Annotated in this window: 8 protein-coding genes; 7 read left to right on the forward strand and 1 reads right to left on the reverse strand. The window is 62.4% G+C overall.

Translation table 11 applies throughout. The features are described 5' to 3' along the window. Positions 1-87: 87 nt before the first annotated feature. From ACYVM5_RS01450 to ACYVM5_RS01475, 6 genes are all read left to right on the forward strand, one after another. Complete coding sequence (locus ACYVM5_RS01450; RefSeq protein WP_460616401.1) at positions 88-1,035, forward strand: bifunctional riboflavin kinase/FMN adenylyltransferase; 948 nt, start codon at positions 88-90, stop codon at positions 1,033-1,035. A 33-nt stretch (positions 1,036-1,068) separates the two neighbouring features. Continuing rightward, positions 1,069-2,307 carry a carboxypeptidase-like regulatory domain-containing protein gene (locus ACYVM5_RS01455; protein ID WP_460616402.1) on the forward strand — a complete coding sequence of 413 codons (1,239 nt, stop codon included), beginning with the start codon at positions 1,069-1,071 and terminating at the stop codon, positions 2,305-2,307. Between the two features lie 135 nt (positions 2,308-2,442). Further along, the gene (locus ACYVM5_RS01460; RefSeq protein ID WP_460616403.1) at positions 2,443-3,684 is read left to right on the forward strand and encodes a carboxypeptidase-like regulatory domain-containing protein; all 1,242 of its coding nucleotides are present in this window, start codon (positions 2,443-2,445) and stop codon (positions 3,682-3,684) included. Beyond that, positions 3,681-4,376 carry a CoA transferase subunit A gene (locus ACYVM5_RS01465; RefSeq protein WP_460616404.1) on the forward strand — a complete coding sequence of 232 codons (696 nt, stop codon included), beginning with the start codon at positions 3,681-3,683 and terminating at the stop codon, positions 4,374-4,376. Before ACYVM5_RS01460 ends, ACYVM5_RS01465 begins: the two co-directional genes overlap by 4 nt. A 41-nt stretch (positions 4,377-4,417) precedes the next feature. Then, positions 4,418-5,767 carry a serine hydrolase domain-containing protein gene (locus tag ACYVM5_RS01470; RefSeq protein ID WP_460616405.1) on the forward strand — a complete coding sequence of 450 codons (1,350 nt, stop codon included), beginning with the start codon at positions 4,418-4,420 and terminating at the stop codon, positions 5,765-5,767. 79 nt (positions 5,768-5,846) lie between these two features. Continuing rightward, positions 5,847-6,506: a sugar phosphate isomerase family gene (locus tag ACYVM5_RS01475; RefSeq protein ID WP_460616407.1), complete on the forward strand. Its 660-nt coding sequence runs from the start codon at positions 5,847-5,849 to the stop codon at positions 6,504-6,506. 67 nt (positions 6,507-6,573) lie between these two features. Here ACYVM5_RS01475 and ACYVM5_RS01480 read toward each other — a convergent pair whose 3' ends face one another. Then, complete coding sequence (locus tag ACYVM5_RS01480) at positions 6,574-10,158, reverse strand: hypothetical protein (RefSeq protein WP_460616408.1); 3,585 nt, start codon at positions 10,156-10,158, stop codon at positions 6,574-6,576. A gap of 177 nt (positions 10,159-10,335) precedes the next feature. On the opposite strand from ACYVM5_RS01480, the gene ACYVM5_RS01485 reads away from it, so the two are divergent. After that, positions 10,336-11,493, forward strand: a complete 1,158-nt coding sequence (locus tag ACYVM5_RS01485) for a hypothetical protein (RefSeq protein WP_460616409.1) — start codon at positions 10,336-10,338, stop codon at positions 11,491-11,493. Positions 11,494-11,648: the final 155 nt, after the last annotated feature.

Raw genomic sequence — 11,648 nt, forward strand, 5'->3', positions numbered from 1 at the left:
CTTATTGCGTAGCTGCCGCGCCTCAGGCCCGTGCCCGCTACCTTCGTAGCGGTTTTTATCCCTTCAAATACGCTTCTCCGGCGCCTTATGCACGTCATCCGCGACCCGGCCCAGTTTCCGTTTCTTGGCAATGCCGTTGTGACCAGCGGCACCTTTGATGGGGTGCACGTGGGGCACCAGCGCATTCTGGCGCGGCTGCGCGAAGTGGCGCAGGCCAGCAGTGCGCCATCGGTGGTGATTACCTACTGGCCGCACCCGCGCCTGGTGCTGGGGCCGCCTCCCTCCCACCCTGAACTGCTGGATTTGCAGCTGCTAAACACGCTGGATGAGCGCATTGCCAAGCTGGCCGAGCGGGGCGTGGACTACCTGCTCATCGTGCCCTTCACCAAGGAATTTGCGCAGTGGACTTCGGAAGAATATATTCAGAACCTGTTGCTGAAAACTGTGGGAGCCAAGCAATTGGTTATTGGCTACGACCATCGTTTTGGCAAAAACCGCGAAGGCGGCTTCGACTATCTTAGCCAGAATGCCGACCGCTACGGCCTGACCGTGGAGGAAATTCCCCGCGAGGACGTAGACGCCGTGGGCGTGAGCAGTACCCGCATCCGGCAGGCATTGCGCCAGGGCGATATCGCCACGGCTAACCGCTACCTGGGCTACCACTACCCGCTCACGGGCCTGGTGGAGCACGGCCAGAAGCTCGGCCGCACCATTGGGTATCCGACGGCTAATCTGGCCGTTCAGGAGCCGTTGAAGTTAGTGCCGGCCCGGGGCATTTACGCGGTGTGGGCCACCACAGCGGCGGGTACGTGGCACCAGGCCATGCTCAGCATTGGGGTGCGGCCCACCATTGGCACTGATTTGGCCCAGACGATTGAGGTGAACCTGCTTGATTTCAACGGCGACTTATACGACCAGCTGCTGACGCTGGAGTTTGTGGCCTGGCTACGGGCCGAAGAAAAATACGACGGCTTGGATGCGCTAACGACCCAACTGGCGTTGGATGAGCAGAACACGCGGGCAGCACTGGCTTAGCCGGCCGTTATTATTTTACCTTATTGCTTCATAATGAGATATTTGCGATTATTGCTGATTTGCTGTTTGCTGGGCATGGGAAGTGCGGCGCAGGCCCAGGGCAAGCTGACCGGCGTAGTACTGGATTCGGTGACGCACGAGCCGCTGGCGTTTTCCAGCGTGTTTCTGGCCAATACCACGCTGGGCGTGACGACGACCGAGCAAGGCAAGTTTGAGTTTCCGAAGGTGCCGGCCGGCACTTACGACGTGGTGGGCTCCTACGTAGGCTACCGCCTAGCCAAGCAGTCGGTGACTATGACTGCGGCTACGCAGCAGATTACGCTGCAGCTGGCCCCTACCGGCAACCAGTTGGGCGAAGTAGTAGTAAAACCGGAGCCCAATAAACCCGAGGAGTATCAGAAATTCGCGCAGCTGTTCCTGGGCGGCAGCACGTTTTCGGCGCAGTGCCACATCAGCAACCCCGATGATGTGCGCGTGTTCTTCGACGACTCGACTAAGACGCTGACCGCGCAGGCCAAGGAATTTGTGCAGATTGACAACGAGGCGCTGGGCTACCGCCTGAAATATTACGGGCTGTATTTCGCGGCCAACGACGAAGACGGCTCGATTTCCTACTACGGCCAGCCGGTGTTTGAGGAGCTGAAGCCGCGCGATGAGCGCCAGCGCAAGCAGTGGATGGCCAACCGCCTCACGGCCTACACGGGCTCTTTCATGCACTTCCTGCGCAGCGTGTACAACAACCGCGTGCAGGCCGAGGGCTTCCTGACCCAGCAAATCATCGTGGGTCCGAACCCACGCTTCGAGCGCGCCGACGAGAAGCGCCGCGCCCTGCTGGCCAGCCGGCCCGACAACAAATTCACGGCCGCCGAGCAGGATTCGCTTGATAAATGGGAGGACATGGCTCCGGTTATCGCCACGCTCAACCAAGCGCCGCTGCCGATTGACAGCATCCGCCGGGTAGGACCGAATGGCAAGCGCACGTTCCTGCGCTTCACGGGCGAGCTGCAGGTGGCGCACTTCGGCGAGGCCCCCGACCCGCTGTACAAGCGGCCGATGTCGCCGCTGGGCTACCCCAAAATTCCGTATCCGGCCAAGCGGCAGGTGTCGCGCCTAAAGCTGCAGGGCCGTGAGGCTGCCATTCAGGCCAACGGCTCGCTGCTGAACCCGCTCGACGTGTATAACGGCGAATACTGGGGTTTTGAGAAAATCGGGGAGTTTCTGCCGTTTGATTACATGCCACCCACGGCATCTACGGCCGCGCCTCGGCAGTAATCAATTGCCTGTTGTAGAGACGCATACTTGCGTCTCGTCGTCCGCGCCGCTTTGCTGGCCGTTCAACGACGAGCCGCAAGTATGCGTCTCTACAGCGTGCCAACTGTTTTTAAATTCTGTCTTTTGTCTGCCCGAATGCGCTTCCCGCTGATGCTTGTGCTACTGCTGGCGCTGCTGGTGCGGCCCGGCGGAGTGCAGGCGCAGGGCCGGCTGAGCGGTGTGGTGCTGGATTCGGTGACGCGCCAGCCGCTGGCATTTGCCAGTGTTTTCTTAGCCAATACCACGCTGGGCGTGACGACGACCGAGCAGGGCCAATTCAATTTCCCCAGCGTGCCTGCTGGGAATTATGACTTGGTGGGCTCTTACGTGGGCTACCGTTTGGCCAAGCAGTCCATTACCGTTGGGCCGGCGGCGCAGCAGCTCACGCTGCAACTGGCTCCCACGGCCAACCGCCTCGCCGAAGTAGTGGTGCGCCCCAATCCTAACCGCGCCAGCGACTACCAGAAATTCACGGAGCTGTTTCTGGGCCGCACCACGTTTTCGCGCCAGTGCCGCATCCGCAACCCCGATGATGTACTAGTCGATTTCGACCCCAACGCCAATGAACTAACCGCCACGGCCATTAACTTCGTGCAGGTTGATAATCAGGCCCTCGGCTACCGCATCAAATATTACGGGCTGCGCTTCAACACCAACTTTACGCAGCACGTCGTCAGCTTCTACGGCCAGCCGGTATTTGAGGAAATGACGGCCCGCAATACCCGCCAGCAGCGCCGCTGGGAGGCGAATCGGGCGGCGGCCTACCACGGCTCGCTCACCCATTTTCTGCGGAGCGTGCGGAACGGACGGGTGGCCGAGGAAGGATTTACGGCCCAGCGCCTGCGCATCGTAGTCAATCCGCGCTTTGCTCAGGCCGACAGCCTACGCCGCCAATTATTGCGGGAGCATCTGAATTCAGTTTTTACGCGCGCCGAGCAGGATTCGATTGGGCACTGGGCAAAAGTACCCCGGGCGTTTTCGCTACTCTACACAAAGCTTTTGCCCGTGGATAGCCTACGCCGCGTGGCAGCCGGGGGCAAGCCGATTTTCCTGCGCTTCCGCGACAACCTGCAGGTGAGCTACTTGCGCGAAGCACCCGACCCGCTTTACCAAATACGCACGGCGCGGCCCGCCAATGCGCCCTTGCCGCCCGCCGACCGGCAGGTGTCGCAGCTGGTGCTGATGATGCGCGAAATCGAGATTCAACCCAACGGCCAATTGACGAACCCGCTGGCCGTATTTACTGACGAATACTGGGGGTTCGAAAAAATGGGTGAATTTTTACCCGTGAATTACCTGCCGCCGGCTCCGGCCGCCTCCCCCAAAACCCACCCATGATAAACAAAACCGTTCCCAACGTGCAAGCTGCCCTGCAGGGCCTCACCGATGGCATGACCCTGATGCTCGGCGGCTTCGGCCTGTGCGGCATCCCCGAAAACTCGATTCAGGAAATTCTGCGCCTCGGCGTAAAAAACCTCACCTGCATCTCGAACAACGCGGGCGTCGATGACTTCGGCATCGGCCTGTTGCTGCAAACCAAGCAGGTGCGCAAGATGATTTCGAGCTACGTGGGCGAAAATGCCGAATTCGAACGCCAGCTGCTGAGCGGCGAGCTGGAAGTGGAGCTGATTCCGCAGGGCACGCTGGCCGAGCGCTGCCGGGCGGGCGGGGCGGGCATCCCGGCCTTTTTTACCCCCGCCGGCTACGGCACCGAGGTGGGCGAAGGCAAGGAAAGCCGCGAGTTCAACGGCAAAATGTACTTGCTGGAAACGGCTTTGCACGCCGATTTTGCCTTCGTGAAAGCCTGGAAGGGCGACACGGCTGGCAACCTCATCTACAAAGGCACTGCCCGCAACTTCAACCCGATGATGGCCACGGCCGGCAAAATCACGGTGGCCGAAGTGGAAGAGCTGGTGCCCGCCGGCGAGCTCGACCCCAACCAGATTCACACGCCGGGCATTTTTGTGCAGCGCATCTACCAGGGCGCGCAGTACGAGAAACGCATTGAGCAGCGCACGGTGCGGGCCTAACCCCTCCCCGGCCGCGCAAAACCTGTTCTTGAGATTAGCCCATGAAAAAGTCCGCCGTTGTCCTGCTGTTGTTGCTGAGCGGCCCCGGCGCGTTTGCCCAGGTAGCCGCGCCGGCTCGCCAAGCACGGCGCTCCACCCCGGCCAATCCGGCGGCGGCTCTTGCTACTGTCGACCCGGCCGGCGCCCGGCGCATCGACCAGCTGCTGACTGAGTACACGGCCGCCGTCCGCGTGCCCGGCGCCATTGCGCTGGTCCTGCGCGATGGCAAGGTGGTGTACCGCAACGCTTTCGGCGTGGCCGACCTTGCCAACCAAACGCCGCTCCGCACCGATGCCATTTTTCGCATCGCCTCCCAGACCAAGGCCCTGACCAGCGTGGGGCTGATGATGCTGTACGACGAAGGCAAATTCCAGCTCGACGCCCCCATTGCGAAGTACCTGCCGGCCTTTGCCAACGCGCAGGTGCTGGCCACTTTTAACCCGAAGGACTCTACCTACACCACGGTATCGGCTAATAGTCCGGTCACCATCCGGCAGCTGTTCACTCACACTTCGGGCATCAGCTACCCGGTGATTGGGACGCGGGAAGCCACGGCCATTTATGCCAAAGCGGGTATTCCGAGCGGCATTGGCACGCCTTCGGGCACGCTGGCTACCTGGATGGACGCGCTGGGCAAGCTGCCGCTGATGCATCAGCCGGGCGAACGGTTCACCTACGGGCTGAGCGTGGACGTGCTGGGCCGCCTGATTGAGGTGCTCTCGGGTCAGTCGCTGGACCAGTACCTGCACAAGCGGCTTTTTGAGCCGCTGGGCATGCAGGACACTTACTTCTACCTGCCCGCCGATAAGCAGGCCCGCCTCGTGGAGCTTTACTCCGAAAACGCCGCGAAACAAACCGTACCCATGCAGCCGCTGGGCCGCATGCGTCCCGATTATCCGAAGGCCAAAGGCACATACTTTTCGGGTGGCGCGGGCCTGTCTTCTACTATCGACGATTACGCCCGGTTTCTGCAAATGATGCTGAACGGCGGCACGTATCAGGGCCGCCAATTGCTCAAGCCCGCCACCATAGCCCTCATCACCCAGAACCAGATGGGTGCTGTGAGCCAGGGCGGCAACAAGTTTGGCCTGGGTTTCAGCATCACCACGCCCGAAAATGCGCGGGTACCGGGCTTGTCGGCCGGCTCCTACGAGTGGGGCGGCATTTTCGGCACCACGTACTGGGTCGACCCGCAGCAGAAGCTGGTGGGCTTGATTTACACCCAGAAATACCCCAACAGCACCGGCCGGGATTTGGCCGGCAAATTCAAAGAAGCGGTGTACGAGTCGTTTGTTCCTAATCAGCAAGCGCCGGCCAGCACGGCTGCGCCAGCCGCCTCGGGCACCCGATAATTTCAGCTTTTTCTCCTAACTCCCACCCACAAAATCCGCGAAATCCGACTAATCCGTCGAATCCGTGGTCCCGAAAACAATGTTAGACAAACACGGCATCGCCCGGCGTATCGCCCAGGAAGTGAAAGACGGCTCCTACGTCAACCTCGGCATCGGCATTCCCACGCTGGTGGCCAACTACATCCCGGCCGGCATCAACGTCGAGCTGCAATCCGAAAACGGCCTGCTCGGCATGGGCCCCTTCCCCACCGAAGACCAGGTCGACCCCGACCTCATCAACGCCGGCAAGCAGACCGTGACCACGCTGCCCGGCTCCAGCATCTTCTCCTCAGCCGATTCGTTCGGCATGATTCGCGGCGAGCACGTCGACCTCACCATCCTCGGTGCCATGGAAGTATCGGAGCGCGGCGACATTGCCAACTGGAAAATCCCCGGCAAAATGGTGAAGGGCATGGGCGGCGCGATGGATTTGGTGGCGTCGGCCAAGAATATCATCGTAGCCATGCAGCACGTAGCCCGCGACGGCTCTTCCAAATTGCTGTCTAACTGCACCTTACCCATCACCGGCCTGCGCTGCGTGAAGAAAATCGTGACCGAGTTGGCCGTCATCGACGTGACGCCCGACGGCTTCGTGCTGCGCGAGCGCGCCCCCGGCGTGACCGTGGAGCAGATTGTGGCCGCCACCGCCGGCAAGCTGGTGGTGCCCGCCGGCGAGGTGCCCGAGATGACCGGTGTGTAGACGTGCTGCGCATCCAACAAAAAGGCCCGGGACTGGATAGTCCCGGGCCTTTTTGTTGGATTGCGTATTACTCGACCACTACGCGACGGGTAAACAGCGGGCGGCCGTCAACTCCCCAAAATCGCAACAGATAAAAACCGGGCGCACAGCCGGTAGTGGAGAGCCGGACAGTGCCATCGGCTTCGGGCGCAATGGCCCGGGCGCTGCGGCCCGGCACCGGCTGGCCCAACACCGTCAGCCATTGTGCCAGTATGGCGGTGGCCGGGGCCGTAGTAGGTAGCTGCACGCTGAGCACCTGGCCCGTCGGCACTGGGTTGGGCCAAAGCACGGACGCTGAAGCGCTTGCGAGCACTGGCCTGGTAAGCAGCGCCAATGCTTCCTGGGCGCAGAGGGTGAACTCGGCCGTGGGGACCAAGTTGTAGGTGCGGGTTGATACGGCCAGGTAGTAGGGTTGTCCCGGCACCAGATTATCAAACAGCACGGTACCCAGGGGCAAGGTGGGCGAGCCCGCCTTGACCTGGCTGCCCTGGCAGCTCACCAGCTGGAGTGCACCGGAACAGCCCGCCGCCGACACCGGTCGGTAGAGCCGGGCCAGGTCCAGGGTCGAATCATCGCAGCGGAGCGTGAACGCCGCGCCAGTGGGCACCACCCGGTACCACACATCCAGCGGGCGAGTATCGCCGCTATTGCAGTTGCTTATCGGCAGCAACAGGCCGGTATTGGTGGTGCTGGTGCTGGCCCAATACGTAGTGCCGCGCACCGAGCCTTGGCACTGCCCGCTCAGGGGTGAAAGCGGTAGAGGCAAAGCCCCACAAGGCTCGTCGTTGCTAATGCGCGGGGAAAGGCACAGGCTAAACTGGCTGCTGGGCTCGGGCGTGACGAGGGTAGTAGTGCACCGCACATAATACGTTTGCCCCGGAACTAGTGTCGCCGAGGCCACACCATAATAGCCGGTCGAGCGGATTCCGGCACTCGTGCCCACACTGTTCAGGACGGTAGCCGTGGAGGCCGTGCCATCCCGCAACTCAATGCTGCCATCCAGTAACGGCTGGGAGAAATTGAACCGTACTACAGCGCTTGCATACGGGCTGGGCGCAATGGCCGGCGGCGCTACAAACGAGAACCACACGTCACGGGTAGCGGGGAAGCCCGACGCGGCCGGCAGGCTCGGCGTAGCTCCATCCAAGGTGTAAACGGTTCCGGTAGTGCAAGGCTCGGCAGTGGGCGACATCACCAATGGCTGGGCCTGCGCGGGGTTATCGTTGGCGGGCGCAGTCCAAGTATGCAGGCTGAGGTCGAAATCGGGCTGGCCGGTGGGCAAGGCCGGCGTACTGCCATAGGCACCGTACACCCGGACCCAGTATTGCAGGCCCACCACCAGATTGCTCAGCAACACCCGGCCGGGCAGGCGCTGCGTGGGGTTGGCCCAATCGGCGCCATTGGCAAAGGTGCAGCCCAGCCGGACTGGCGCGCCCGCGCCCGCAGCACAGGGCGCGAGGCCACCGCTACCACCGGCCAGCACTTCGAGTAGGGCATCGGTGCCCGCGCTTAGCGTGAGCACATGCTGGGCAGCAGTGGCCGTGAACCGGTACCATACATCCTGCGCGGTGGTGGGCGCGGCCGGCGCGGGCGGGTTGGTGCCATTCAGCCAGGTGCAGCCCGTGCCGGGGGCAATGCCCGAGCTGGTGGCTCCGGCCAAGGTGCCGCTAACGCCCACCTGGCCCACCGGCGTAACGGGCAATACCGTTGCCTGGGTGCAGTCGTCGTTGGGCGGAGCTACTTCGGGAGTGGTTATGGTGAGGCGAAAGCGGAGGTCGTCATACAGCACGTACTCGCTGTAGCGGTACACCCGCAGGACGTAGGTGCTGCCCGCCGTGAGGCCAGTCAGAGCCAGGCGGCCTGTGCGGCCCGCCTGCACCTGCACACACTGGGCAGGGTAAGGAGGCTGACTGCCGCAGGTGCTGAGCCATTCCACGCCGCCTTCAAAACCTGGCTCGAAGCGCACCACCACCGCCGGGCCGGGGCTCACAAAGCGGTACCAGACATCGCGCGACGCCAAGGGGCTGCCCGTACAACTGCCGGTGGCGTTGAGGGCATTGACAAGGCTGGCGGTAGCGGCCGCCAGCGTGCCCGCCGTAGCGGTGCCTGGCGCGGCACTTACGGGAAGTGTAATGGCCTGGGCGCAGTTGTCGTTGCCGGGCCGGGCGGGCAGTGCCCCGGTTACGCCCACCCGAAAATCCTCGTAAGCAATGTTGGAGAAAGCCGTGGTGGGGTACACGCGGATAAAGTACGCCTGCCCAACCGTGAGGTTAGTCAGGCGAATGGTGTCATTATCACCGGAGGGCGCTGGCCGCCAGCAGCTCAGCACGCTGGAGGCCGGCCCCACGCCATTGCGCACTTCCACCACGCAGGGCGCAGTGGCCTGGTAAAACCCAATGGCATGGCTGCTCAACGTGGCCCGAAACGCATACCAGACATCGCGCAGACCGCCCACGGGCGATGTCGGCGCAGTGCCGCAAGCTGCCAGCGGGGTTCTCGATGAGGCCGTGGCGTATTGGGTAGAGCCGTAGGCCAGGTTCAACACGTTCAGGTTGGTGAGTACCGGCAGCCAGCGGGCGCTGCTGCCTTCGTCGTTGCTGGGCACCGGCACGGAGCGAAACAGCAGCCGGCCCGAGCGCGACGGGCCGGCCCCCGGCCCACACTCAAGCTCGGTAAGCACTTCGTATTCAATGCCCGGAATCAGGTTGGACAAGTGAGCAGTATCGACGGCGGCCACCGGGGCCACCTGGTCATCGGCGCTGCCAAGCACGAAGCCACGGGGCCCGTAATGCACCCGGTAGATGCCCCCCGAGCTGCTGCTGGTGTTTATGCGGGCATTGTCGCGCCGCAGAATGCCGAGCCGGGGCGTAACCGGCACCGGGCATAGCGGCAGCGTATTGGGTGTGGGCGTAAAGCTATACAGCTGCCCGGTAGCCGGCCGGGCCAGAATTGGGGCTTGCGTGGGGGCATTGAGCGTGGGGGCCGAACCGGCATCACTGAGCAGAATTCGGGTTCCGGCCGTATTGGCCATTCCCAGTAGCCCAATAACGGCCCGGGCATCATTGGAAGCCTGGCTGATGGTGCCTGGGCCAGCATCGTAAGCAAACTCTATCCGGTTGCTGCCCTCGTACAGGCGCACCTGAAACGAAACCACGGCCTGCGACGCCAACCGGTCCCAACGCCAGTCGCGCCACTCAAACACGAACACACGGTTGGGCGCTACGCCCGTGGTTTGGTAGCTGGCCGTGCCACCCTGGCCACTCAAATTGGCCCACAGCGGTGCGACCGTCCACAATCCGGTAGCGTGCAGATAGGGAAAGCTAACCGGGTCTGCGTTGTAGTTAGTATAAACGCCAAAGGCCAACCAGCCATTCGACGACAAATCAACGCTTGTGAAATAGTAGCCGCTGGACGCAAAAATGAACCCCAGCGGAATGCTTCGCACCAGCGCCTCATCGGTTTCGAGCGCCGTAACGCGTTGCGCTCCTGCCCCCAGCGGCACGTAGGCACCAGCCTGCGCCTGAAACTGATAACCATTGAGCAGCTGCGCCCGGCCAGCAAAGCCGTTCAGCAACATTCCCAGCAATAGTAGAAGTATGTAGCGTTTCTGCATAAGCAATAAGTAATACCGCTCGGTCACGGTTTTCAGGAAAGTGGGTTAAAGATATAGCATCAGGTATAGCCCAAAGCGCTACCATTGCATCTGGGCCAAAAACCTTTGTATCAAGCCCTGTTTTTTCGACGAAGAGGCGGTGGAGTGTATCTTCGTGGCCATCCCTTATCTAGCTCTATGCGTCGACTCCTACCCCTTTTGCTACTCACTGCCGCACCAGCGCTAGCCCAGGTTTCGCCGATAATTGACCGGACCGATATGCCGGCCACCACGACTACCGTGGACAGCCTGCGGCTGAGCGTGGCCAGCCCGGCATTACCCAGCACCGTGCCGCCCCTGAGCCGGCGCGGGGCCAACCAAACCTGGAACTACAGCACCCTCACCCCCGCCTCGCAGCGGGTCGAATCATTCGTATCGGTGAGCAGCGTGGCGGCTACCTCGCTCACGTATTCCTTCATTTTCGGGCCTTTGGGGGGGGCCAACCGGGCCACCGTGGCTTCGCCGCAGGCATTGCCGCTGCCCGTGGCCCTGCCCATTCCCATCACCGATTCTTACCAGTTCTACGCCACTTCGCTGGCGGGAGCGGCGCAGCAGGACTTCCGTTCGGTGGGCTTTGGCGCATCGCTCAGCGGCACGGCCATTCCCGTTACGTATGCCAGCGCGGCCCAGCAGGACGTGATTTACCGCTTTCCGCTGAGCTTTGCCAGCCTGCCCGATTCCAGCAATTCCTTCTTTTCAACGCCGGCGGCCGTGGCCACGGTGGGCTACCTGAGCCAGAAGCGCAAGCGCGTGAACACACCCGATGCCTGGGGCACGCTCGTCACGCCTTTCGGCTCGTTCCAGACGGTGCGCGTGGTTACTAAGCTTATTGACCACGACAGCGTGGCTTTCGGTGGCACGGCCGGTCAGGGTTTCGATATTCCGCTGACCCGCGAGTATAAGTGGCTGGCCAAAACCCAGCACGTGCCGCTGCTCACCATCACCACGCGCACCATTGGCGGCACGGAAACCGTGACCGGCGTGGAATACCGCGACATCTACCGCCGCATCATCCGCACGGCCACCCGCGACGCGGCTACCGATGCCGTGCTGACTGCCTCCCCCAACCCTTCCACCATCGGCACGCCGCTCACCCTGACGGTGCCCGCCGGTAGCGGCCCGCTCACGGTATCGGCCACCGATGTGGTGGGCCGGCAGCTGTTTCGGCGCAGCTTCAGCAGCCATTCCGGTACCATTCGCCTTGAGGCCGATGCATTTGGCACCTTCCGGGGGGTGCTGCTCCTGACGGTGCAAACCGCCCAGGGCACCGCCACCCGCCGGCTGGTGCGCGAGTAGCATCGGCGGAACATTGCACCGTTTTGACCGTTTTTCCGTTGAAGTACCCGTTGGCGAACGCCGCCAACGGGTTTTTTTTACGGGTAATTTTGTCGGGCTGAGTCCATGACCGGCCACCGGGCCGGCTCGCGGCCCACTCTCTTTACACAGCGCTT

The organism is Hymenobacter ruber, assembly GCF_054783255.1.

Coding starts and splice junctions, on each gene's coding strand:
- ACYVM5_RS01455 (WP_460616402.1), top strand. CDS start 1,069: ATGAGATATTTGCGATTATTGCTGATTTGCTGTTTGCTGGGCATGGGA.
- ACYVM5_RS01465 (WP_460616404.1), top strand. CDS start 3,681: ATGATAAACAAAACCGTTCCCAACGTGCAAGCTGCCCTGCAGGGCCTC.
- ACYVM5_RS01470 (WP_460616405.1), top strand. CDS start 4,418: ATGAAAAAGTCCGCCGTTGTCCTGCTGTTGTTGCTGAGCGGCCCCGGC.
- ACYVM5_RS01480 (WP_460616408.1), bottom strand. CDS start 10,158: ATGCAGAAACGCTACATACTTCTACTATTGCTGGGAATGTTGCTGAAC.
- ACYVM5_RS01460 (WP_460616403.1), top strand. CDS start 2,443: ATGCGCTTCCCGCTGATGCTTGTGCTACTGCTGGCGCTGCTGGTGCGG.
- ACYVM5_RS01475 (WP_460616407.1), top strand. CDS start 5,847: ATGTTAGACAAACACGGCATCGCCCGGCGTATCGCCCAGGAAGTGAAA.
- ACYVM5_RS01450 (WP_460616401.1), top strand. CDS start 88: ATGCACGTCATCCGCGACCCGGCCCAGTTTCCGTTTCTTGGCAATGCC.
- ACYVM5_RS01485 (WP_460616409.1), top strand. CDS start 10,336: ATGCGTCGACTCCTACCCCTTTTGCTACTCACTGCCGCACCAGCGCTA.